We start from the raw sequence: 24,415 nt of genomic DNA on the forward strand, positions 1-24,415 counted from the left end.
TGCAGTGTTTTTATAGAAATATTAATATAAGTTTAAGAAAAGCGGAACAATATTTGCTTTTTAGAATAAAAAATTACATTTTTGTTGCTCATACTTAATCACTTAAATCTAAAAACGTATAGATAAAAAATTACTTTAAACAGTTATAACTAATAATAACCGAAAAGCAATCCGCTTTTTAAAAAGTAATTTTATGCGTAGAGATGTAGCCCAAGACAGTACTTTAGTTAGTGAATATATTAACGGAAATGAATTAGCATTAGAAACTTTAATTAAACGCCATAAACAACGTTTATATAGTTTTATATATAGTAAAATTCAGAATAGAGATATTACAGAAGATATTTTTCAAGACACATTTATAAAAGTGATAAGAACCTTAAAAAGAGGTAATTATAACGAGGAAGGTAAGTTTTTACCTTGGGTTATGAGAATTAGCCACAACTTGGTTATCGATCATTTTAGAAAATCTAATAGAATGCCAAAGTTTAGAAATACCGACGAGTTTGATATTTTTTCGGTATTAAGTGATGGTGCTTTAAATGCAGAAAAAAGAATGGTAAAAGAACAAATTTCTGCAGACGTTAGAGAGTTGATTGAAGAGTTGCCAGAAGAACAAAAAGAAGTTTTAAAAATGCGTATTTATAACGATATGAGTTTTAATGAAATATCAGAAAATACAGGCGTAAGTATAAATACAGCGTTAGGTAGAATGCGTTATGCGCTTATAAATTTGCGTAAGATTATAGAAAAAAATAAAATTATTTTGGTAAGCTAACAATAAAAGTAATTTTGTGTCGTTAATAAGTTAATAATCAATGATAAAACGACTTATATGATGCAACTTTACACTGAAAAGTCATCTGATTTTCAGATGCAACCTAGCGAAGAAACAATTCAATTTTTGATTAACTTTTCTAAGTCATTAGAAATTATTAAAACCAAATCAAACTGTCTCATTGAATTGAATTTGAATTAAGAGTGGAAAAAGTCTCAACAATGTTGAGGCTTTTTTTATGCTTTTAATTTGGGCGTTACCTAAAGGTCGGGCTTTACGCACTCGCTTTTTTTGAGAAAAACAAAAAAGAGCTCAAACAATTGCTTCAATCCCTAACGCGCATACTTGCTAACAAATAGATTTATTTTTTATAATACTCGTCTAAAACAGATTTTCTTCCAATTGTCTTTGTAATAATATCATTGTCTAAATTCCAACCACGCGCAGGAGAATATTCACGTCCATACCAAATAATCTGTAAATGTAAATCGTTCCAAAGTTCTCTAGGAAACAAGCGTTTCGCATCTTTTTCGGTTTGTTGTACATTTTTTCCATTTGTTAAATTCCAACGCCAAAGTAGTCTGTGAATATGAGTATCCACAGGAAAAGCAGGAACACCAAAAGCCTGACTCATAACAACGCTAGCGGTTTTATGACCAACAGCTGGTAATTCTTCCAAGCCTTCAAAACTTTGCGGAACTTCGCCATCATATTTTTCTATCAATATTTTTGACAAACCGTAAATTCCTTTCGATTTCATTGGAGATAAACCACAAGGTCTAATAATTTCCTTAATTTCTTCCACAGTCATTTTAACCATATCAAAAGGATTATCCGCTTTAGCGAAAAGGAGCGGAGTAATCTTATTTACACGAACATCGGTACATTGCGCAGACAATAAAACCGCAATTAACAACGTGTAAGGATCTTTATGGTCTAACGGAATTGGAATTTCAGGATATTTTTCTTCAAGAGTATCAATTACAAACTGTACTTTTTCGGCTTTGGTCATTTTCTGTATATTTACAACTACAAAAATACAAATAATGACAACATTAAAAATAGGAGATAAGGCGCCAAATTTTGAAGCCAAAGACGAAAAAGGAAATACAGTAAAGTTGGCAGATTATGCCGGTAAAAAATTAGTAGTTTTCTTTTACCCAAAAGCAAGTACACCAGGTTGTACAGTTGAAGCGTGTAATTTAAGAGATAATTATCAAACTTTTTTAGCGAAAGGTTATGCTATTTTAGGTGTGAGCGCAGATTCAGCAAAGAGACAACAAAATTTTATCAATAAAAACGAATTACCATTTCCGTTATTAGCAGATGAAGATAAAGCTGTAATAGAAGCATTTGGTGTTTGGGGACCAAAGAAATTTATGGGAAGAGAATATGATGGAATTCACAGAACAACTTTTGTAATTGATGAAAAGGGAGTAATTGAAGATGTTATTCTAAAAGTGAAAACAAAAGCACATACAGAGCAAATTTTAAAAGATTAATTAATAAAAAAGCCAAACTTTAAAGTTTGGCTTTTTTATTATTATTTCTGTTGAGACCTTAAATCGGCCTGCAGTTCTTTACTTGTTTGCGTGCTTCCGTCATGAGACCAACCTGGAGGCATAAAAACATATTTTAAACGCGTTCCAAGTGGTAAATCTTTTTTGTTTTTAAAGAAGTCAGCAAATATTGCTTTCCATTCGTGAAAAATAATATTTACAGGGCCTTTATCTTCTAATGGAGAAGTTAAGCCAAATTTCAATTTTTCATATTCTTCCGTAGTTTCTTCGGCTTGAAATGTTCCAAACATTCTATCCCAAATAATTAAAAACATTCCCATGTTTTTATCTAAATACTTTACGTTTGATGCATGATGTACTCTGTGATGCGAAGGCGTTACAAAAATGTATTCCCAAATATTTAAAAAGAAACCTAAAACTCCTTTTCGTTTGTTTGGTTTAATAAAGTTGGTGTGACATAAGGTTCCGTAATTCTGATTCATTGCGTAAGCAAACATTATGTGTAAAGGTTCTATTCCTACTAAAATTAAAGGAATTAAAAATATAAAACGATATAATGGTTGTAATACAGGAGAACGGAATCCAGTAGATAAATTATAGTATTCTGAGTTATGATGCGTTACATGAACTGCCCAGAAAAAACGAGAATGATGATCTACATAATGATGAATATAATACAAGAAATCTTGACCAACAAAAGCAATAAACCAGTATAAAACACCAGTGCTTTCCCAATTAATTAATCTGTATTTAAAGAAAAAATCCATTACTATAAAAGAAGTAACATACATTAATCCGTCTAACAAAACATTTGTTAAAGCAAAATAAACATTGGTAGAGACATCTTTAAACTCATAGTTTTTAGCTTTCCTTTTGTAGCTAAAATACATCTCTATAAAAATGGCAAGCGCACAAATTGGTATAAACCATTTGTAAGCATTTTGATGTGTGAAAATATCCATTTAATAATTTTTTACAAAATTAGGGTTTTATTTTAAGCGTTCTTCAATCCAACTCTTAAAGTTGTAAAAGTTTTGAGGAGCAACTCCATGTCCAACTGGATACTCAGAAAAAACATTTTTTAACTGAAGGTTGTCTAGAAATTTTGGAGCTCTACTTGCCCAATCTACAGGAATTACTTGGTCTACACTTCCGTGAGAAATATAGTAATCTGTATTAATTTGTTCTTCAGAAGGGTTTTTAGGCAATAACTCTTCATTTAAATAGCCACTTAAAGCAATTACATGTTGTGCTTTGTTTGGGTAGTTAAAACTTAAAGCATAGCTTAAAATTGCTCCTTGACTAAATCCTAATAAAAAAGTTTTACTAGTATTATATTCTTTTTTTATAGTGTCAATAAAATCAGCAATTTTCACTAAAGATTTTCTTGCTTGGTCTAGGTCAGAGATTTTACCATTTGCAGCATCAAAATTTATTGCATACCAAGCGTAACCGCCCATTCCCATTTCATATGGTGCGCGAACAGAAACAATTAATAATTCGTCCGGTAATTCTTCTGCAAAAGAAAATAAATCCAATTCATTACTTCCGTAACCGTGTAAAAGTATTAGTAACGGTGGGTTTTCGGTTGCAGCTTTTGGTTTTCTTACTTCGTAATGTAACATACTTTTTTTATAAAAAAAACTCCCTAAAAGATTAAAGCCTTTAAGGGAGTTTGTAAAATTATATTTTTAAATTCCTTTAAACCAGTCTTGAAATTGAGCTCCAACAACAGGTACTAGTTTTTCTTCACCTTTAATGGCTCCCATAAATCCAATTATCCAAAGCACAAATAGAATTATACCAACAATTCCACCAACCATACCTCCTAAAAATCTAGTAATAATCCATCCGTTAAGAATAGATAATACACAAAGACCTATCATTTGACGAATATGAAAACTAGCAAAAGCGTTTTTCTTACTATTGTTTAAAATCCAAGCTATTATAACTCCTGGTATCCATAAATAGCTAATAATTGCATTTGTTTTTCCTTCTTCTACTGTTGTTGGTAATTTTTCCATGATTTAGTTGTTTAAAATTAATTGATTGTTTGCGAATATTCCATAAGCTTTTCCTTTTAAAGTTTTACCTAGAAAAGCACTGTTTTTACTTGTTGATAAAATATTTTCTTTAGAAAAAATGACGCTTCCTTCTGTAGTAAAGAAAGATAAATTGGCAGTTTCTCCTTTTTCAATTGAAGAAGTTTGTAATCCAAATATTTTCTTCGGATTTTCAGATAAGCATTTTGTAATTGTATTTAAGTCTAATAAAGTGTTTAAAGCGCCAAAAGCACTTTCTAAACCTATTGTACCGTTTTTTGCTACACTAAATTCTACTTTTTTGTGTTCAATATCAATTGGGTTGTGGTCAGAGGTAATTATGTCAATTGTTCCTTCTTTTAACCCTTTTATAAGCGCTTTAGTATCTTTTTGTGTGCGTAAAGGTGGATTTACTTTTACGTTAGAATCAAAACCATGTAGTTCGTCATCCGTTAAATATAAATTATGAATTGCAACACTACACGTTACGTTTAGTCCTTTTTTCTTAGCTTCTTTAATCAGTTTTACAGATTTTTCAGTAGAAATTGTTGGTATGTGCAATTTTCCGCCAGTATATTCTAGTAAAAATAAATCTCTTGCAATTTGAAGTTCTTCTGCTAAAGCAGGAGCTCCTTTTAATCCTAATTTTGTTGAGTTTGTGCCTTCATTTACTATTCCTTCACCAGAAATAGCATTATTTTTCGGAAAACTTAAAACTAGCCCATCAAAATTTTGTGCGTATAAAAGTGCAATTTTTAGTAAATTATCATTAGAAACTGGTTTCTTATAATCTCCAAAAGCAATTGCACCAGATTGTTTCATGTCAAATAATTCAGCAATATCAACACTTTTACTTTGTTGTGTTAAAGATGCAATAGGGTGTAAGCTAGTTGCAAAGCCATTTGCTTTATTAATTAAGAATTCAACCGCAGATTTATTGTCAATAACAGGATTTGTATTTGCGTTTACAGCAACATTTGTAAAACCACTTTTTGCAGCAACATTTAAACCATTTTTAATAGTTTCTCGTTCTTCAAAGCCAGGTTCACCAAGGGAAACACTAGTATCAAACCAACCGCAAGAAACATGTAAGTTATCAAGTTTAACTACTGTATAATTGTCTTTTTTAGGAATAGAATTCGCTATTTTTTCAATTTTACCTTCAGTAATTAAAATATCTTTTTGCTTGTTATGATGTGGGCTAGAAGTATCTATAATCGTTGCCGATTTAATAAGCGTGCTCATGCTTTGAAGAATTTTAGAATTAAGATTTCTAATAACAAAGATACAATAGCCAACGCTAAAAACCATTGCCAAAGCCATGTAACTTTGTTGTTTTTGTTAATTTCTGTAAAAATGGCTTTAACGGAAGTATCTGTGGAAATATTTTTATGTTCCTTGGTTAATACGTTTATATCTAAAAATTCAAGATTACTTTCATCTTTAGGGTAATTAAAAGCAATAGATTTTAAGGTGTCTTTTTGCTTTAAGACGTGATAGAAACCTGCTTTTAAAGGTTGCTCTTTAGTAGTTAGTGTAACTTTGTTTTGAAGCGTTTGTTGTAGCGGAATAAATGAGTTTTCTGTGTTTTTGATTGATAGAATATCATCCTTGCTAAGTTGTGTGGTAATGTCAATCTTATTTTCGTTATTTACAGTGAAGTATGGTCTTGAGTGCTGTAGGCTTTGTTGTGCCATGTTGTAAAAAACAGGAACAATTAAAGGTGAATTTGTGAAGTTGCTATTTTCTTTTTCTAAAGAAGAATTTACAAAATACACATTAGAATTTGTGGTTTTTATTTGCTGAATAAAAGGTGATTTATTTTCTAAACCTACAATTGTGCTTGCATTTGAAAATGCAGTTGTATAAGAGTTTTGTGTAGTTGGATATTGAAAATTTTGAACTTTCTTTAAAAAGACATTCTTAAGAAGTGGATGCTTAAAGTTGATGTCGGTAATTTTTAATGTATCCGTTTTCTTCTCTAGAATTTTTCCAGCAGATAAATTCTTTAAGAAGTTGTTGTAGGAAGTAATATTTATATTTTTATTAGGAATAATTACAAGATGACCTCCATTTTTAGAAAAGTTTGCCAAGCTAGAAATTAAGCTTTGCGGAATTTCTTCAACCTCATTTAAGACTACTAATTGTTGTTTTAAGATTGCATTATAATTTACATTTTTAACAGTAGAAGAGGAGAAGTTAAATTCGTTTTTTTGATAAATTTTAGGTAAGTAATTAGAAGGTTTTCCAATGCTTAAAACAGCAATTTTATCACCCTTATTTAATGTAAAATAAAAGTCGTTATCAAATTTAAAAGTATCGTTAAAAGTTAAATTTATTTTACCTAAAAAAGAATTCTTTTTTTCTATGTTGAAAGAAACAATTTTATCAGTGTTTTTTTCGATAGAGAAGGACTGCTTGCTAATTAGTTCTTGCTTGTTGTAAATTGCAATTGGAATGTTTTCTTTTGCTTCACCTTGATTTTTGATGTTGATATTTACAGTTAGGTTGCTTCCATCATTATCATTTGTGAAAACACTATCAATAGAAATGTTATCTTGTAAAGAGTTTTCTAGTTTTATTAGTGATAAATTGCTGTTTACATTTGTAAAATTATTTTTATAAGTATTCTGAAAATCAGATATTAATATATTTTTACTTGAAGTGTTTGTTTTATCTGTATTGTTGCTCTCAATTTTTAGTAATACTTCATCAATTGATAACTTTTTACTAGTATTTGTGATGTTTAAAAGTACTTTTTTTAACTCAGATGACGAAATATTTTTATAGAATTCATCATTTGTAAGTAAAGAAAATTTATCTTTATTAGAAATTGTTTCAATGATTTCTTGAGATGAGATTTGTAATAAATCTCCTTTTTCTCCTTTAGTATTTGTGCTTAATGAATTGTCTAAATAGATAAAATTATGTTGATTATTTGTTGCTTTTTTATTACTAAAATAAGGTTGGGTGAAAGCAAAAATTATCGCAGAAAGAGCTAGTAGTCTCGTGCTTAAAATTAACCATTTTTTTAACTTAGAACTCTTTCTGGTTTGGAGTATTAATTTCTGTAAAAAAGCAACGTTTGTAAAAGGAACTTTTACAAACTTTTGCAACTGGAATAAGTGCACTAAAATAGGTATAATTAATAGCGCTAGAAAATAAAAAATTTCAGGATGTTTAAATTGCATATCTTTAAAATGGATTGTAAAAATAGGTAATTAGATTGTTATAAAAAGCAACACGTTAAAAATCTGTTATAATTGATTTTATTTCTCATGCTTATATCTAATTTAGTATTTTTGATATATGACAGAAACAGATTGTATAGAACATATTCCGTTTAAAAACACTGGGTATTTCACAAAAACTATGTTAGATTATTTAGCTAAAGATGCTAAGATTCTCCCTTTTTACAATAATTTTCCAAACTTAGAAGGTTTTAAATCACAAATTGAGGAGAAAAAGTTGTCAGTTCTATCGCAGTCGAGAGCTATTCTAGTTGAATCTCTTAAAAAACAATATAAGAATAGTGCTATTTCTGATTTAACTCAAAGAAATATAGAGTTATTAGCACTTAATAATACTTTTACTGTAACAACAGGCCATCAATTAAATCTATTTACTGGTCCTTTATATTTTTTATATAAAATACTGTCTGTCATTAATTTATGCGAAGAATTGTCCGTGAAATTTCCGAAAGAAAATTTTGTTCCAATTTATTGGATGGCAACAGAAGATCATGATTTTGAAGAAATTAATTTTTTCAATTTTAAAGATGTTAAATTTAGGTGGAATACTAATCAGAATGGTGCTGTTGGTCGTTTTTCTACTGAAGGATTAGAAGAAGTATTGGCTGTTTTCTCAGCAAAATTAGGAGATTCTAAAAGAGCCAATGAATTAAAGGAGTTATTTTCTCAAGGTTATACCAAACACAATAATTTAGCAGAAGCAACACAATATATTGCAAACGAATTATTTGGAAAATATGGAATTGTAATTATTGATGCTGATACTGCGGATTTAAAACGTCCTTTTCTTCCGTTTGTAAAAGATGAATTATTGAATCAAACTTCTTATAATGAGGTTTCTAAAACGAATTTAGAGTTTGAAAAAAATTATAAAATTCAAGTTAATCCTCGAGAAATAAATTTGTTTTATTTAACTGACAATCAGCGAGAAAGAATTGTTTTTGAAGAGGGTGTTTATCAAATTAATAATACAGAAATCACTTTTTCTGAAGCTGAAATTTTAGAGGAATTAGAAAATTATCCCGAACGTTTTTCTCCAAACGTATTAATGCGTCCGTTATACCAAGAAGTAATTTTACCAAATTTAAGTTATGTTGGTGGAGGAGGAGAAATAGCATATTGGTTGCAGTTGAAAAGCTATTTTGAAAAAGTTAAAGTTCCTTTCCCAATTTTATTATTGCGTAATTCTGTACAAGTAATTTCAGAAAAACAATCTAAAAAACTTGAAAAATTAGATATTTCTTTAGAGGAAATATTTTTAAAGCAAAACGATTTACTAACAAAAAAAGTGAATGAAAATTCTGAGGTTTCAGTAGATTTTGGACAACAGAAAGAATTTTTAAAGCAACAGTTTTCTGATTTAAAAGTTATTGCTAAAAAAACTGATGTTTCTTTTGTAGGCGCTGTAAACGCTCAAGAGAAAAAGCAAATAAAAGGTTTAGAAAACCTTGAGAAGCGTCTTTTAAGAGCAGAAAAACGTAAGCAAAATGATTTAGTGCAAAGAATTACGGATTTACAAAATCAGCTTTTTCCAAACCAGAGTTTAGAAGAGCGTCAACGTAATTTTTCTGAATATTATTTAGAATACGGAAACGATTTTGTTCAGCAATTAAAAGATAACTTAAAACCATTGCAATTAGAGTTTATGGTTCTAAAAATGTAGTACTATTTTACTTGATTTCCATTTATAAACGTTTTTAAAATGTTTATTTGATGTAAGCTATCAATAGATATTTCAAAAGGATTTTTATCAATAATTATAAAATCGGCATATTTTCCTTTAGCTAATGAGCCAATTTTATCTTCCATATTAATTTGCCAAGCTGCGTTTATTGTCATGGATTTTAGTCCGTTTAAGAGCGATATTCTTTCATTATAACCAAGAGTATCATTTTCTTTAGTTTGTCTTTTTACAGCAGTTTGAATTAAATGAAACGGCTTGCTCTCAAACATTGGTTGATCTGCATGCATTGAATATTTTAAATTTAATGAATCAGCAGTATGTATTGGTAGTATTTTTTCTGCGCGTTTTTTTCCAATAATTTCATCAGATAGTGATTTTCCGTAGTAAAATAGATGGTTTATGTGAAAACTTGGTGCCATATTCAATGTTTTCATTTCCGAAAGACTGTTTTTAGAAAGCAACAAACAATGCTCAATTCTGTGTCTTTTTTCAGTAATATTTACTTCTGAATTAGCTTTCTTAAAAGCATTAATTACATTTCTGCTTGAAAGATCTCCTTGAGAATGGATAGCAATTTGCCATCCTTTTTTATCATATTTTTTAATAAAATTGACCAGCGAATCTTTTTCAATTAGTGCTTTCCCTGATGAGCCTTCTGGAATATGTAATTTGTTTTTGTTGAATTCAGTTCTTAAATATGGCGATTTTAAATACATGGAACCAGTGTAAGGAGAACCGTCATACCAATGTTTAACACCAATTATATTGTAAAAATCGTCTTCGGTTTTTGTCTTTGGTAGTAAAAAACTTCGATCGTGTCTTATGTATAAAAAATGCCTTGGATTTTGCTCCCTTTTTGGTAAAAGACCAAATGTTACCAATGCTTGATTTACAAACCCAGATTTTTCTGATGATAAATGTTTGTAAAGCAGTAAAGGCTTGTTGTCATTAATTGTAATTCCTGCTGAAACGACTGTTGTATTCCCGTTTTTAGCGTATTTATTCAATGTACTAACTGTTGAGTTTATTAAAAATTCAGATGTTAAAACATCTTTTTTAAGTTGATTTAAAATAGGAATAAACGCTTCTTGTTCAGCTATTAATCCTGTTAACTCTCCATTTTTATCTTTTTCATAATAACTTGCTTTTGATGGATTTGGAGTTTCTTTTGTGATGCTTACTTTCTTAAATGTATTAGAATTTACCCAATACGTATGCAGGCTTTGTGAGATTAATAAAATAGGATTGTTTGGAGAAATTTCGTCTAAAAAAGCAATGTTAGGTGTTTTTAAATCCTCTACTAAAATTGGATCAATTCCTTTGCAAATAACCCATTCACCTTCTTTTTTTGTTTTAATCTGTTTTTTTAAATGATTCCAAACTTCTGCATTGGTTTTGTGTTTAAAGCCAGATAAGTCAATCATATCATTTAAAAAGGCAGATAGTGCAACATGAGAATGGCTGTCAATAAACCCTGGAAGAACAGTTGCTCCTTTTAAATCTACAACAGTATTCCCATTTTTGTATTTCTCTAATTCATTAGTTGTTCCAATGTCTTTTATTTTTCCATTTTCAATAAAAATAGCTTCCGCATTTTTAAGTGTTTTATTTAGTGTAATGAAGTTTCCGTTAATATAAAGTGTATCGCTATTTTTATCAAAATCTTTAGTGATTAAAAAATAACTTATAAAAGCAATTGCAATTATTCCTAATAGAATTTTGGATTTACTCATAATTATAAAAATGAATTTATCAAATATAGCAAAGATTTTAGGAGAAATACTTTTATATGGAGTTGTTAGGTTAGATTTTTAAGTTAATTTTGGCGCATGAGTAAATCCTTACACCCAAAAAATAAACACAACAACGGTTACGATTTTGACAAACTAATTAAGGTTTCGGAAGATTTAAAACCTTTTGTTACTAAAAATAGTTACGGAACAACAACGATAGACTTTTCTGACCCTAAAGCCGTAAAAGAACTTAATAAAGCATTATTAAAAGCTCATTACGGAATTGAATATTGGAATTTTCCTGACGAAAATTTATGTCCGCCAATTCCTGGTCGTGTAGATTATATTCATCATTTGGCAGATTTGCTTTCTTCCGAAGAGAATATAAAAATTTTAGATATTGGTACAGGTGCAAGTTGCGTGTATCCGTTATTGGGTGTTGCTGAGTATAATTGGGATTTTGTTGCTACAGATATTGATTTAGACTCTTTAGATTATGCACAGGATATAATTGATGACAACAAGTTGGAAGCTAAGATTACCTTACGTCAACAATTTAAAGAAGAACATATTCTAAAAGAAATTTTAGAAGAAGACGATGCTTTTACGGCAACGATGTGTAATCCTCCGTTTTATAAATCTGCGGAAGAAGCAAGAGGAGCAAACCGACGAAAAACCAGAAATTTAGGAAACAACGCTGTCAGAAACTTTGCAGGAAACAATAACGAGCTTTGGTATATTGGTGGCGAAAAAGCCTTTTTACACACCTATTTGTATGAAAGTTCTTTGAATCCTAAAAGTAGCAAATGGTTTACAAGTTTGGTTTCTAATAAAGACAATGTAAAGTCTTTGGAAGCTTCTTCTAAAAAATTAAAAGTTACTGAATTTAAAGTAATACCAATGACACAAGGAAACAAGGTTACAAGGATTGTTTGTTGGAGGTTTTAAATATTTGTTGTTATTCTTTTCGAATCCAATATTGAGTTCTTCCAAAAAGAGCAACACCAAGAAAACCTCTTACTTTTAGTTTGTTGTTGCTAACTAATTGTAAATAACACTTGTAGGTTTTTCCGTTTTCAGGATCAAGAATAGTTCCTCCATTGAATTCATTTCCGTCTTTTTTAATGTTTTCAATAATATGTAAGCCAATTATTGGTTTACCTTTTTTTGTCCCTTTGCATGCTTTGCAAAGAGCGTTTTTATCAACAGTAAAACTTTCAATTATTTTAGCCGAGTAGGTGTGGTCCGTTTTGTAGATTTCAATAACTGCTTTTTTTTCTTTGGTTTTATCGTCAAAAGTTTCCCATTTGCCAATAATAGTTTGTCCGTTAGTAGTTAAACTGATAAGAAACAAGATGTATAAATATTTCATTTTTGTATAATTTTAAGTTGTTTTGTAAATTATTGTTGTGTTTTTTCTGTTGTTAAAACATTAAAAGTTAATATTAAAAAAAATAAAGCTAAAATTTCTAAAAATACTCGACTCCAATGCCAATATTCCCAAGTGTTTAATTCAGATTTTAATTGAATAGCGTTAAAAGTTGCATTGTAAAATTGTTGATTTACTCCTTTAAAATAAATATAAAATACGGCTATAAATGAAAAAGTAAAAAAAGTTGCTATTATAGAATAACGTAATCCGGCTGATTTTTTTAAATAACAATACATACAAACAAATACAGGAATTAATGCAGCAATTAGTGTTAGAACTGTATAAAAACCACCTATTTTTTTTCCGAATTCAGAATAATAGTGATAAAATTCTGGTGCAGATAAAGTTTTCCAATAAGGAACTAACAATGCGCCTTCAGTAATTTGACTTCCTAAAAATATTGCAAAAATTGCAATTAAAAAATATGCTAAAACACGGTTCATATAAAATGATTTTAATTTTAGACAAAATTCAGTGTTTATTTATGCGCTGGCATTTACATATGTAAAGAAAATTAAGAATTTTTCAGTTTTCTCCTTATTCTACTCAATTGAGTTGGGGAAATTCCTAAATAAGAAGCTATATGATATTGTGGCAGTATCAATTCTATTGCAGGAAAACGGTCTCTCATAATAAGATACCTTTTATCAGCATCCAATAATGCCATTTCAATCTCTTTTTGTTCTTTCTCTAAAAAATAAAATTCTGCAATTTTTCTGCCTAACCGTTCTAAGTCATGGAATTTATCATATAATTTTTCCATTTCATTAAAATCGGCAACAAGAATTTCGCAATCAGTTAAAGCCTGTTGCGCTATTTTATTGGGCTGTTTGGTTAATAAAGAAGTGTATGCACCAATTATTGATGGACCAACAAAAAACTGCTTGTTGTATTCTTTTCCTTTTTGATTTAAGAAATAAGCTCTAACAATTCCTTTTTTTAGGAATCCAATTTGATGAGCATATTCACCTTCTTTAACAAAAAAATCATCTTTTAAGAGTTGTTTTGGCTTAAAACATTGTTGAATCTCTTTCAAAGCATCTTCATTGATAGGATTAATGCTATTTATGTAGTTTAAAAAATCATTCATTTTTATCTAAAAATCAAATTAATGTAAGAACAAGTAATCTTACCTATATGAATATCCAAAATAACTAAGACTAATAATTAATAGCGGGGCAGCAAAGCACAGTAAAATAATTGGCCAACGGTATAAGCCCCAAAAAGAAACTACTTTTCGTTTTTCATTGTCTTGTTTGCTGTAAACTATAGTTGCGTAATCACCAACGCTGTATGCTGGCGGACTAGAGCTTACATCACTTTCAAAAGTAACCGTTTCATCTAATCTGTTTAGGTATTCAAAAACAGGTTTGTAAGTATAACCATCATCGCTGCTAATTTTAAGTAAATCAATAACTTTTGCTTTGGTTTTTACGCCATTATTAATGAGGTTTCTAGAAACTATGTATTGTTTGTTTGCAAAATAAAGTAATAGTAAACCAATAATTAATAAAGCTGCGTATAAGTATTCTATCATTTTCATAAGTTTAATTATGCTCTAAATTAAATACACAAGATAGTAATTATTCTAGCTTTTATCTTCTAAAAATGTTTCGCCTTTAGTTAACCAAGAAACACCAAAAGCTATCAATGCAATTACTTCACACCAAAAAATAATATTTGTTGTGGCTCTTGTTTCATCACTTAAAAATTTAAAACTGATACCTGCTAAAAGAACAAACACTATAATTATAATGCCGCAAATTGTATAAACCTTGTTTCTTTTTAGTTTCATTTCCGTAGGTTTAATAGCTGGATTGGTTTTTTTGAAGATTACCAAACTGAAATAAGCAAATACACTAAAAAGTGCTACAGCAGACAAAAGATGTACTATTTGAATCGTTTCACTCTGACTTGTAGTTGGAAATATTGCAACACAAATAGCGAAAATTGCACCAATGTTAGCGATAACATTATCGTTAATTTTTTCAGGTTTATTCTCATCAGAATAACCTGTATAAGTCAATAAAAAGAATCCAAGAACAAATAAAAAACCTACAAAAAAGTCTCTTGCTTCAGTTGCGTAATATGCGCTAATTGAATCTTGAATTAAGATGTTATTTCCATTAACTAATAAAACAATTGGTAAAATTATAGGTAAACCAACGCCAATAATACCAATAAGTTTTCTTAACGTTAAATATGATATTATTTGATTATTCTTTTCATTTGATTTCTTCATAACAATTTTTAGTTGGTTGATAACCAAATATAAAGAAATAGAGTGGAATTAAATCACTGTATTTTAGAAGTGAAAAAACCTCACCAATTAAGGTGAGGTTTTTTCTTTAGTATCTTTATTCTTTTGTCTAAAAGTCTATTTATCCAAAAATCTAAGAATCTATTTTTTATAAATGAATTACTTCATCATAAGCATCAGCAACAGCTTCCATAACCGCTTCACTCATTGTTGGGTGTGGGTGAATTGCTTTTAAAACTTCGTGTCCTGTAGTTTCTAATTTTCTACCTAAAACAGCTTCCGCAATCATATCGGTAACTCCGGCACCAATCATGTGGCAACCTAACCATTCACCATATTTTGCATCAAAAATTACTTTTACAAAACCATCTTTGTTTCCAGCAGCACTTGCTTTACCAGAAGCAGAAAAAGGAAATTTTCCTACTTTTAATTCGTAACCAGCTTCTTTCGCTTTCGCTTCCGTTAAACCAACAGAAGCAATTTCTGGAGAAGCATACGTACAACCAGGAACGTTTCCGTAATCAATTGATTCCGTATGTAAACCAGCTAATTTTTCAACACAAGTAATTCCTTCTGCAGAAGCAACGTGTGCTAAAGCTTGTCCAGGAACTACATCTCCAATAGCAAAATAACCAGGAATATTAGTTTGGTAAAAATCGTTTACTAAGATTTTATCTCTGTCAACAATAATTCCAACATCTTCTAAGCCAATATTTTCTAAGTTAGATTTAATACCAACAGCCGATAATAAGATATCTGCTTTTAAAGTTTCTTCTCCTTTTTTAGTTTTTACAGTTGCAACAACTCCATCACCAGAAGTATCAACAGATTCTACAGAAGAATTTGTCATTACTTTAATACCAGATTTTTTTAGAGAACGTTCCATTTGTTTAGAAACATCAATATCTTCAACAGGCACAACATTTGGCATAAACTCAACAATAGTAACATCCGTTCCCATTGAATTGTAAAAATGTGCAAACTCAATACCAATAGCTCCAGAACCAACTACAATCATAGATTTTGGTTGCTTTGGTAAAGACATTGCTTGTCTGTAACCAATTACTTTTTTACCATCTTGCGGTAAATTTGGCAATTCTCTAGAACGAGCACCCGTTGCAATAATAATATTCTCAGCACTATATTCAGTTACCGTTCCGTCTTCAGCAGTAACATCAACTTTTTTACCAGTTTTAATTTTACCAAAACCGTTTATAACATCAATTTTGTTTTTCTTCATTAAGAACTGAACACCTTTGCTCATTCCTTCAGCAACACCACGACTACGTTTAATAACAGCTTCAAAATCCTTGTCAATTGCTTCAGCTTTTAAACCGTATTCATCTACATGTTTTAAATAATCATAAACTTGAGCAGATTTTAACAAAGCTTTTGTAGGAATACATCCCCAGTTTAAGCAAATTCCACCTATTTCACTTTTCTCTACAATGGCAACTTTAAAGCCTAATTGAGAAGCTCTAATTCCTGCTACATAACCTCCAGGACCACTTCCTATTATTAATACGTCGTATTTCATGTTGTTTATTTTTACGTGTTGTTTGTTTATTTTTTTGGCGTTCGAGCGGGCTTTCCGTTATATCTTTTTTGTGAAAAACAAAAAAGGATGTCACTTCAATCCCTAACGCGCTTACTTATTTACTTTATTTTTTCAATAGTCCTTCTAACTTTCATCATATTTGGTTGATGCTTTTTACATTCCTGAACATCATCAAAAGCTTTATCTTCAATAAATTTATTATAATCTTTACAAGATTTAAAAATATTAAATTCTTCATTCTTAAAATCCCAAACAATTCCTTTTCCTTTTATTAAGTCATTAGCAATTACTGATCCTGCAATACCAAAATTAACAGCTGTTCCCATTGCCCATTGATTAACTAGCTCAGCTTCTGTATATAAATAATTTTCTCCACCCATAATAACTCTAACAAAAGTATTATGAAAATTAGTGCTTTGAGCTCTGTCTGTTTTATTTCTGTTTTTTAATATGGCTTTTATTTGAAAGTATAAATGTCCTTTGTAGGAAATAGCGAAAATTTTCCTTACTTTTCTATTATTCTTTGGATAATAGAAATATGGATTATGAATGATACTATCAATATTTTGTCTTTTAAGATTCATCATTTTAACCTCTTCAAATATTGAAGGTTTTTTATTTATAAAATCTTTTTTAGACACATAAATTCCTTCTGGGTAATTAGGTTTGAATAACGTATCAGTTTTTATTTCATTTTGACTAAATATTGAATTTGTAATAAATAAAAATAATACAATAATTAATTTTCTCATTGTTTTAAATTAAATAATAAACTTACATTCTTTCAGGAACCTGAATTCCTAATAAACCAAATGCAGATTTAATAGTATCAGCAACCTTTTTAGATAACTGAACTCTAAATACTTTTTTATCTTGATTTTCTTCCCCTAAAATATGCACATTTTGGTAGAACGAATTAAATTCCTTCACCAAATCATATGTGTAATTAGCAATAACTGCTGGCGAATAATTCTTTGCCGCTTGCTGAATTACTTCAGGGTACAATTCTAATTGTTTAATTAATTCCTTTTCTTTTTCGTGTAATTCAATGGTAACTTCTTTTGAAACATCAAAAGTAGCTTTTCTTAAAATAGACTGAATTCTCGCATAGGTATATTGTATAAAAGGCCCTGTATTTCCTTGAAAATCTACAGAAGATTTTGGGTCAAATAAAATTCTCTTTTTAGGATCTACTTTTAAAATAAAATATTTTAAAGCACCTAAACCAATTACTTTATACAACTCCTCTTTTTCTTCGTTAGAATAACCTTCTAATTTTCCTAATTCTTGCGAAATTTCTTTGGCTGTATTGGTCATTTCGTCCATTAAATCATCTGCATCAACCACAGTTCCTTCACGAGACTTCATTTTTCCAGAAGGTAAATCTACCATTCCGTAACTTAAATGATATAATTGATCTGCCCAAGAATATCCTAATTTCTTCAAAATTAAGAATAATACTTTAAAATGATAATCTTGTTCGTTCCCAACCGTGTAAACCATTCCGCCTAAATCTGTAAAATCTTTGGCTCGTTGTATGGCAGTTCCAATATCTTGCGTCATGTAAACTGCAGTTCCGTCAGAACGCAAAACTAATTTTTCATCTAAACCATCTTCGGTTAAATCGCACCAAACAGAATCGTCTTCTTTTTTGAAGAAAACACCCGATTTTAATCCGTCTTCAATAATATCTTTTCCTAATAAATAGGTATTGCTTTCGTAGTATAATTTATCAAAATCAACTCCAATGTTTTTATACGTAACATCAAAACCTTTGTAAACCCAACCGTTCATAGTTTCCCACAAGTCAACAACTTGTTTATCTCCAGCTTCCCATTTACGAAGCATTTCTTGTGCTTCAATAAAAAGAGGTGCTTGTTTTTTAGCATCCTCTTCAGAAACACCTGAAGCTACTAATGTTGCAATTTCTTTTTTATATTCTTGGTCAAATTTCACGTAGTAATTACCAACCAATTTATCACCTTTTAAACCAGTGTTTTCTGGAGTTTCTCCGTTTCCGAATTTTTCCCAAGCCAACATCGACTTACAAATATGAATTCCACGATCGTTAATAATCTGTGTTTTGTAAACCTTTTTTCCAGAAGCTTTTAAGATTTCAGAAACTGAATATCCTAATAACACATTTCTAACGTGTCCTAAATGCAAAGGTTTGTTGGTGTTTGGAGAAGAATATTCAACCATTCTAGAATCGTTTTCTGTCGTAGACGAAACAAATCCAAATGTTGAGTTATTGTTAATTTCATTAAAGAAATTACTATAAAAACTATCTGCAATTACTAAGTTTAAAAAACCTTTTACTACGTTATAGTTTGTAATGTCTTCAACATTTTCAACTAAATATTTACCTAAATCTTCGCCTATTTGAACAGGGTTTCCTTTTTTGTATCTTAATAAAGGAAACACAACGACAGTAATATCGCCATCAAATTCTTTACGTGTTGCTTGGAACTCTACCGAAGGGATTTCGGTGTTATATAATGCTAAAAAACCTTCTTTTACTTTGGTTTCTATAGTGTTTTGAATATTCATTTATCAATTGAAATTGAAAAACAAATTTACATAATTTATTTGTTTTTTAGAACGATTTTTAGTGAAGAATATTTGTATTTTTACAGTATGGAAAAACGTTTAGAACAACTCCCAAAATTGGCGGCAGATGCAAAGAAAGAAAATCAAAAATACTTTGCAAGATTAAAGAAAAGAACGCCTAAAAACTTAGATTATGTAATGCAAGAATTACATGAAGAGGAGTTTGAAAAAACAGATTGTTTAACCTGTGGTAATTGCTGTAAAACTACTTCTCCAATTTTTACTGACAAAGATATTGAGCGTATTGCAAAGCATCAGAGAATGAAAGTTGCCGATTTTCAAAGTCAATATTTAGTAAGAGACGAAGACGATTTTATGGTCTTAAAAACAGCACCATGTTCTTTCTTTGACGAGTCTGATAATACTTGTTTTATTTACGATGTTAGACCAAAAGCCTGCGCAGAATATCCGCATACAAATCGTAAAAAGTTTATTGGAATTACAGATTTAACCATAGATAATACAGCAGTTTGTCCTGCAGCATATTCCATTGTAGAAAACTTAAAAAAGAAATTACCTTTAGTTTCTAAGGAAAAGAAGAGAAGGAGTTAAGATTCTTTGATATGTCATTCCTGCGAAGGCAGGAATCCAAACTAACATTCAAAAATAAAAATGTTTAAAACCAGAAAAGTAACTTCTATAATTTGAACATAACGTTTTATTTAATTTATGAATTATAGATTCCTGCCTACGCAGGAATGACAAATTGGATTTTTTGACTACTTTAGACAAAAATAAAATCTACTTGGAAACTATAATTACTTATTTCGAAACTATTCCGTCATCACATAGAAGTTTAATTCTTGTTGGAGGAATCACATTTTTCTGGTTATTAGAAGGCGCAATTCCGTTGTTTAAATTCAATTATAAAAAATGGAAACATGCTTTACCTAACTTGTTTTTCACTTTAACAACCATTATTATCAATTTTGCTTTAGCTTTTTTATTATTAAAAACAGCAGATTGGGTAACGGCAAATAACTTCGGAATAATAAATTGGTTGCCAGAAATGCCTTTGTGGTTATATGCAGTTTTAGGAGTTTTATTTCTTGATTTTTTTGGTGCCTATTTAGCACATTTTACTGAACATAAAGTAAGTACATTGTGGATGGTGCATTTGGTGCATCACACAGATCATAAAGTAGATACAACAACTGCTAATAGACATCATCCAATTGAAAGTGTAATTCGTTTTGGGTTTACTTTATTAGGTGTTTTTGTGGTTGGAACACCAATTGCTATTATAATGCTTTATCAGTCTATGTCTTTGGTATTTACGCAGTTAACGCATGCAAATATTAAAATGTCGACTAAAGTAGATAAACTTTTAAGTTACGTAATTGTGTCTCCAGATATGCATAAAGTGCATCATCATAATATGTTGCCGTATACCGATTCTAACTACGGAAATATCTTTTCTGTTTGGGATAGGCTTTTTGGAACGTACATGGAATTAGACAGAGAAAAAATTGTCTATGGAGTTGATACGTTTCCAGATGAAGCAACAAATTCTTCTTTAAAAGAGCTATTAAAACAACCGTTTCAAGGATATCGTAAACCTACGAATGTTGATTAATTTTATTCAACCTATCAACCGTAATAACTCTAAAAGTATTGGAATTAACAGTAATTCTAATATTGTTTTCTGAATTGCTTATGTAGAAGTTTTTAGCTGTCTTAGTAAAGAATTTTATGTCTGTTTCTTTTAGAATATTGAATAGAAAAACTTCAATCTCTTTTTTTGAAAAGGTGCTTTTTAACTTTTTATTTATTCTACCATAAACAAGTTCTGTATAACAGAGTTTATCTAAGATTTCTTGTTTGTTGATGGGCATAAATTAAAGAGAATTATTGAATGAAAATATCTTCTAATTCACTTATTAAGATTTTTGTTCCTACTCGAGATAAGTTTGTGAGAATAGCAATAACAATTTCTTCTTCAGGATATATTAATAAATAAGTTGATGCGCCAACTCCTCCACCAGAATGACTATATCTTACAGTTCTTTTTTTTGTTTTAGAAATTGATATTCCAATTCCATACTTTGTGTTTTTACCATTGGTTGTCTTTTGGGGAGTAACTAATTCTTTTAAAGAGCTTTTAGAAATAATTCTTTGCTTGATAAATTCGTTCCCAAATAAAACTAAATCTTCAGATGTAGATAAAAAACCGCCTCCAGCTGCTTTAAATTCGTTGTTAACAGGTGGACCTAATTTAATTTCACCTTTTCTTTTTATATAAAACTGTGTTCTATTTGAATTCTCTTTATCAGAAATATCTAAAACAGTGTTATTCATTTTAAGAGGAATGAAAATATTTTTTTCCATGTATTGAAAATAATCTTTTTTTGATGCATTCTGAATAGCAACACTCAACAAATTCCAACCATAAGTACTATATTTAAACTTTGTTTGAGGTTTAAAAAGAAGTTTAGAATCTTTAAAAACATCGAGACCTTCTACTATAGACATTTTTTTATTTAGTAAGAATTCATTTGCATTATAGTGCCTAATTCCAGCTAAATGACCTCCAAGTTGTCTAATTGTAAAATCATATTCTTTTTTAGGGAATTTTGGGACATATTCGTATAAAATAGCATCTAAATTTAACTTTTTGTCATCTACTAGTTTTGCTAAAGCTACTGAGGTAAGTGTTTTAGATATACTTGCAATTCTAAACTGTGTAGAATTCGGGTTTACTTTTGTTTTATTAATAATATCAGAATAGCCAAAGCCTTTAGACCAAATTATTTTTCCTTTTTGAGAAACAGAAATCGACATTCCTGGAATTTTTTGAGAATTTAAAAACTCCTGAGCTATACTATTTGCCTTACTATTTTTTTCTTCCGAATTTTGAGAAAAAAGAGTTACGTTGTAAACAATGAAAAATAAAAGAAATAGGATGTTATTTTTTTTCATAAAATCTATTTATATATCAAGTACTTACTCCTAGTTACTTTAAAAGCATCCAAATCACTCTCCCAAGTTTTTCTTATTTCTTTAGCACTTAAATCTTGCTCAATCTGTTGTTGTAGTTTTGTGTTTCCTGCGTGAATAGTAAACGTTTTTCCAAAGAATTTTTCTGTTTTTGGTGTTTTATTATACGCATCAATTAACCATTCTAAGTTAACTGAACTTTGTTTTTCAGTTGTACTTAAATCTACACCATAACAAAGTTTACCTTTATGTTTTGGGTATTTAGCGCCAAAATTAGGATTTGGAGTATAACTGAAATCACTTTTTTCGAAAAAAGGTGCGCCATATCTTTGAAACTGAAACTCAGTTCCACGACCTGCATTAATAGTTGTTCCTTCAAAAAAACCTAAACTAGGATATAAGTTTATAGATGTATTATTAGGTAAATTTGGCGATGGTCTTATTGCTAAATGATATTCCGAATTATGCGTATAATTTTCTAAAGGAATAACTGTTAAATCAGCTTGAATTCCATTTTTCAACCATTTTTCTCCGTTAATCATTTGTCCGTATTCTCCAATTGTCATTCCGTAAACCAACGGAACAGGATGTTTACCAACAAAACTTGAATGTTTCATTTCTAAAACAGGTCCATCAACGTAATGTCCATTAGGATTTGGTCTGTCTAAAATAATAACTGGAACTCCATTTTCAGCACAAGCTTCCATAACATAATGTAAAGTTGAAATGTAGGTATAAAAACGTGCTCCAACATCTTGAATGTCAAAAACCACAACATCAATTCCTTTTAATTGTTCAGCGGAAGGTTTTTTACTTTTTCCATGTAAAGAAAGTATAGGTAAACCTGTTTTTTTATCAATTCCGTCTTTTATATGTTCTGCTGCGTCTGCTTTTCCTCTAAAACCATGTTCTGGAGCAAAAACTTTTTGTACGTTAATATCTAAAGAAAGTAAACTGTCAACTAAATGTTTTGGTTCTTGGCTCTTGTTTCCTGTGTTAAGAACCGAAGTTTGATTGGCAACAATTGCAACATTTTTCCCTTTTAGTAAATTCAAATACAAATTAGTTCTATCTGCAGCTATTTTTATTTCGGCTTGGGTTTCTTCAACTTTTTCACTTTTTAACTGCGTCTTTTGCGCACAAGAAATCAGCTGAAAATTTAGTGACAGAAACAAGATTAAATATGTACTTTTGAAAGGTTTAAAATTTATCATCAATTTGAATTACGAGTTATTTATTGCTAAACGAATAGTTGCTAGTAAAGAGCATAAAAATAGTATATCATCTCCAATAATAAAAATTGCAACAACAGCAATTGTGTTAGGTATGATTATTATGTTGATTGCTGTTGCTACTGCATCTGGATTTCAGCATAAAATACGTGATAAAATGTCTGGTTTTAAAGGGCATATTCAAATTACAAATTACGATAATAATAACTCAGACGTTTCTATAGTTCCAATAGATAAAAATCAAGATTTTTATCCAGAATTCACGAATGTTGAAGGTGTTAATAAAGTACAGGTTTTTGCTAATAAAACCGGAATAATAAGAACGCCAACAGATTTTGAAGGTATTGTTTTTAAAGGCGTTTCTTCAGATTATAATTGGTCTTTTTTTAATGAATATTTGGTAGACGGTCGTTTACCAAACTTTAATCAGCAAAGAAATAGAGAAGTAATTCTTTCTAAATATATTGCTGATAGATTGCATTTAAAACTAAATGACACCATTCAAACTTGGTTTATGAATGGCACAAGCACTTCAAAAGCAAAGTTTAGAAAACCCGTAATTGTTGGAATCTACAATACAGGTTTCCAAGAATTTGATAAAAACATGATGGTTGGCGACATCTTTGAAGTACAACGTTTAAATGGTTGGAACGAAAACCAAGTTGGCGGATTCGAAGTTTTAATCGATAATTTTGATGAAATTAACCAAAAAGGAAAAGAAGTTTACAATAAAATTCCATCGACATTAAATAGCAAAACAATTGTAGATACGTATCCAGCAATTTTTGAATGGATTCAGCTTTTTGACAATAATGTGCAGTTTATAATTGCCATAATGATATTAATTGCAGGCATAAATATGATAACCGCTTTACTCGTTTTAATCTTAGAACGCGTACAAATGGTAGGTATTTTAAAAGCCTTAGGAAGTAGTAATTGGAGTGTTAGAAAAATATTTTTATACAACGCAACAAGTTTAATTTTAAAAGGACTTTTTTGGGGTAACTTAATAGGTTTAACGTTGTTGTTTATTCAGCATTATTTTGGGGTAATTACGTTAGATCCAGAAACCTATCATGTAACCAAAGTGCCTGTTTATATTAGTTTTTGGAATGTTTTACTTTTAAATATAGGAACGCTTATTTTGTGTTTTGTAATGCTAATTATTCCGTCTTATATAATTACAAAAATTAGACCATCAGAGTCTATAAAGTTCGCTTAAAATTTTATTTTTTAGTTGGGCGTTACTTTATCCTGAAAGCATTCAGGACCAAGTCGCGCTTTCCACTGTATCTTTTTAGTTTTGTTCTCGGTACAAATTTGTTCATTCTTCACAAATCCACTTGAACTGACAACTAAAAAGGATGCCGTTGCAATC

Annotated in this window: 25 protein-coding genes; 7 read left to right on the forward strand and 18 right to left on the reverse strand. The window is 29.8% G+C overall.

The window, feature by feature from the left end; all coding sequences use genetic code 11:
- Positions 1 to 193: 193 nt before the first annotated feature.
- The gene (locus L1S33_RS09800; protein WP_240562194.1) at positions 194 to 778 is read left to right on the forward strand and encodes an RNA polymerase sigma factor; all 585 of its coding nucleotides are present in this window, start codon (positions 194 to 196) and stop codon (positions 776 to 778) included.
- Positions 779 to 1,139: 361 nt separating this feature from the next.
- On the opposite strand, the gene L1S33_RS09805 is transcribed toward L1S33_RS09800, so the two are convergent.
- A complete protein-coding gene (locus tag L1S33_RS09805; protein WP_240562195.1) occupies positions 1,140 to 1,790 on the reverse strand; it encodes an endonuclease III domain-containing protein in 651 nt (216 codons plus the stop codon).
- A gap of 34 nt (positions 1,791 to 1,824) precedes the next feature.
- Between L1S33_RS09805 and bcp the strand changes: the two genes are divergently transcribed.
- On the forward strand, positions 1,825 to 2,280 hold the full coding sequence (gene bcp, locus L1S33_RS09810; protein ID WP_240562196.1) for a thioredoxin-dependent thiol peroxidase: 456 nt from the start codon (positions 1,825 to 1,827) through the stop codon (positions 2,278 to 2,280).
- A gap of 41 nt (positions 2,281 to 2,321) precedes the next feature.
- Here bcp and L1S33_RS09815 read toward each other — a convergent pair whose 3' ends face one another.
- The 5 genes from L1S33_RS09815 to L1S33_RS09835 all read right to left on the reverse strand — a co-directional run bounded on the left by L1S33_RS09815 (position 2,322) and on the right by L1S33_RS09835 (position 7,531).
- Complete coding sequence (locus L1S33_RS09815) at positions 2,322 to 3,260, reverse strand: sterol desaturase family protein (RefSeq protein WP_240562197.1); 939 nt, start codon at positions 3,258 to 3,260, stop codon at positions 2,322 to 2,324.
- A gap of 27 nt (positions 3,261 to 3,287) precedes the next feature.
- Complete coding sequence (locus L1S33_RS09820; RefSeq protein WP_240562198.1) at positions 3,288 to 3,923, reverse strand: alpha/beta hydrolase; 636 nt, start codon at positions 3,921 to 3,923, stop codon at positions 3,288 to 3,290.
- A 66-nt stretch (positions 3,924 to 3,989) separates the two neighbouring features.
- Entirely contained in the window at positions 3,990 to 4,322 is a 333-nt protein-coding gene (locus L1S33_RS09825) for a hypothetical protein (protein WP_240562199.1), read from the reverse strand.
- Between the two features lie 3 nt (positions 4,323 to 4,325).
- On the reverse strand, positions 4,326 to 5,585 hold the full coding sequence (locus L1S33_RS09830; protein ID WP_240562200.1) for a dihydroorotase: 1,260 nt from the start codon (positions 5,583 to 5,585) through the stop codon (positions 4,326 to 4,328).
- A complete protein-coding gene (locus L1S33_RS09835) occupies positions 5,582 to 7,531 on the reverse strand; it encodes a BatA domain-containing protein (protein WP_240562201.1) in 1,950 nt (649 codons plus the stop codon). Before L1S33_RS09835 ends, L1S33_RS09830 begins: the two co-directional genes overlap by 4 nt.
- Positions 7,532 to 7,649: 118 nt before the next feature.
- Between L1S33_RS09835 and bshC the strand changes: the two genes are divergently transcribed.
- The gene (gene bshC / locus L1S33_RS09840) at positions 7,650 to 9,254 is read left to right on the forward strand and encodes a bacillithiol biosynthesis cysteine-adding enzyme BshC (protein WP_240562202.1); all 1,605 of its coding nucleotides are present in this window, start codon (positions 7,650 to 7,652) and stop codon (positions 9,252 to 9,254) included.
- 2 nt (positions 9,255 to 9,256) lie between these two features.
- On the opposite strand, the gene L1S33_RS09845 is transcribed toward bshC, so the two are convergent.
- Positions 9,257 to 11,008 (reverse strand): amidohydrolase, encoded by a 1,752-nt coding sequence (locus tag L1S33_RS09845; protein WP_240562203.1) that lies wholly within the window; start codon positions 11,006 to 11,008, stop codon positions 9,257 to 9,259.
- 96 nt (positions 11,009 to 11,104) lie between these two features.
- Here L1S33_RS09845 and rlmF point away from each other — a divergent pair, with 96 nt between their 5' ends.
- Positions 11,105 to 11,956: a 23S rRNA (adenine(1618)-N(6))-methyltransferase RlmF gene (rlmF, locus tag L1S33_RS09850; protein ID WP_240562204.1), complete on the forward strand. Its 852-nt coding sequence runs from the start codon at positions 11,105 to 11,107 to the stop codon at positions 11,954 to 11,956.
- A gap of 10 nt (positions 11,957 to 11,966) precedes the next feature.
- Here the strand turns inward: rlmF and L1S33_RS09855 are convergent, their stop codons facing one another.
- From L1S33_RS09855 to argS, 8 genes are all read right to left on the reverse strand, one after another.
- Positions 11,967 to 12,380 carry a DUF2147 domain-containing protein gene (locus L1S33_RS09855; RefSeq protein ID WP_240562205.1) on the reverse strand — a complete coding sequence of 138 codons (414 nt, stop codon included), beginning with the start codon at positions 12,378 to 12,380 and terminating at the stop codon, positions 11,967 to 11,969.
- Between the two features lie 29 nt (positions 12,381 to 12,409).
- On the reverse strand, positions 12,410 to 12,883 hold the full coding sequence (locus L1S33_RS09860; RefSeq protein WP_240562206.1) for a hypothetical protein: 474 nt from the start codon (positions 12,881 to 12,883) through the stop codon (positions 12,410 to 12,412).
- A 71-nt stretch (positions 12,884 to 12,954) separates the two neighbouring features.
- Positions 12,955 to 13,530: a Crp/Fnr family transcriptional regulator gene (locus tag L1S33_RS09865; protein WP_240562207.1), complete on the reverse strand. Its 576-nt coding sequence runs from the start codon at positions 13,528 to 13,530 to the stop codon at positions 12,955 to 12,957.
- A 39-nt stretch (positions 13,531 to 13,569) separates the two neighbouring features.
- Entirely contained in the window at positions 13,570 to 13,977 is a 408-nt protein-coding gene (locus L1S33_RS09870; protein WP_240562208.1) for a DUF3592 domain-containing protein, read from the reverse strand.
- A 51-nt stretch (positions 13,978 to 14,028) separates the two neighbouring features.
- Positions 14,029 to 14,682: a hypothetical protein gene (locus tag L1S33_RS09875; protein WP_240562209.1), complete on the reverse strand. Its 654-nt coding sequence runs from the start codon at positions 14,680 to 14,682 to the stop codon at positions 14,029 to 14,031.
- Positions 14,683 to 14,848: 166 nt separating this feature from the next.
- Positions 14,849 to 16,237: a dihydrolipoyl dehydrogenase gene (gene lpdA / locus L1S33_RS09880; protein ID WP_240562210.1), complete on the reverse strand. Its 1,389-nt coding sequence runs from the start codon at positions 16,235 to 16,237 to the stop codon at positions 14,849 to 14,851.
- A 119-nt stretch (positions 16,238 to 16,356) separates the two neighbouring features.
- Positions 16,357 to 17,010 (reverse strand): hypothetical protein, encoded by a 654-nt coding sequence (locus tag L1S33_RS09885; RefSeq protein ID WP_240562211.1) that lies wholly within the window; start codon positions 17,008 to 17,010, stop codon positions 16,357 to 16,359.
- Between the two features lie 22 nt (positions 17,011 to 17,032).
- Positions 17,033 to 18,808 (reverse strand): arginine--tRNA ligase, encoded by a 1,776-nt coding sequence (gene argS / locus L1S33_RS09890; protein ID WP_240562212.1) that lies wholly within the window; start codon positions 18,806 to 18,808, stop codon positions 17,033 to 17,035.
- A gap of 87 nt (positions 18,809 to 18,895) precedes the next feature.
- On the opposite strand from argS, the gene L1S33_RS09895 reads away from it, so the two are divergent.
- Both L1S33_RS09895 and L1S33_RS09900 read left to right on the forward strand, forming a co-directional pair.
- On the forward strand, positions 18,896 to 19,420 hold the full coding sequence (locus L1S33_RS09895; protein WP_072555128.1) for a YkgJ family cysteine cluster protein: 525 nt from the start codon (positions 18,896 to 18,898) through the stop codon (positions 19,418 to 19,420).
- 193 nt (positions 19,421 to 19,613) lie between these two features.
- Positions 19,614 to 20,444: a sterol desaturase family protein gene (locus L1S33_RS09900; protein ID WP_240562213.1), complete on the forward strand. Its 831-nt coding sequence runs from the start codon at positions 19,614 to 19,616 to the stop codon at positions 20,442 to 20,444.
- Here the strand turns inward: L1S33_RS09900 and L1S33_RS09905 are convergent.
- The 3 genes from L1S33_RS09905 to L1S33_RS09915 are packed head-to-tail and all read right to left on the reverse strand — an operon-like array spanning position 20,428 to position 23,019.
- Positions 20,428 to 20,703, reverse strand: coding sequence for a DUF3781 domain-containing protein (locus tag L1S33_RS09905; RefSeq protein WP_240562214.1), 276 nt, complete (start codon positions 20,701 to 20,703; stop codon positions 20,428 to 20,430). The genes L1S33_RS09900 and L1S33_RS09905 overlap by 17 nt on opposite strands.
- Before the next feature lie 13 nt (positions 20,704 to 20,716).
- On the reverse strand, positions 20,717 to 21,787 hold the full coding sequence (locus L1S33_RS09910) for a serine hydrolase domain-containing protein (protein WP_240562215.1): 1,071 nt from the start codon (positions 21,785 to 21,787) through the stop codon (positions 20,717 to 20,719).
- Positions 21,788 to 21,792: 5 nt separating this feature from the next.
- Complete coding sequence (locus L1S33_RS09915) at positions 21,793 to 23,019, reverse strand: exo-beta-N-acetylmuramidase NamZ family protein (RefSeq protein ID WP_240562216.1); 1,227 nt, start codon at positions 23,017 to 23,019, stop codon at positions 21,793 to 21,795.
- A 4-nt stretch (positions 23,020 to 23,023) separates the two neighbouring features.
- Between L1S33_RS09915 and L1S33_RS09920 the strand changes: the two genes are divergently transcribed.
- Positions 23,024 to 24,259 (forward strand): ABC transporter permease, encoded by a 1,236-nt coding sequence (locus L1S33_RS09920; RefSeq protein ID WP_240562278.1) that lies wholly within the window; start codon positions 23,024 to 23,026, stop codon positions 24,257 to 24,259.
- The last annotated feature ends 156 nt before the right edge of the window (positions 24,260 to 24,415 follow it).

Origin of the sequence: Tenacibaculum aquimarinum, assembly GCF_022478115.1 — a bacterium.
Classification (GTDB): domain Bacteria; phylum Bacteroidota; class Bacteroidia; order Flavobacteriales; family Flavobacteriaceae; genus Polaribacter; species Polaribacter aquimarinum_A.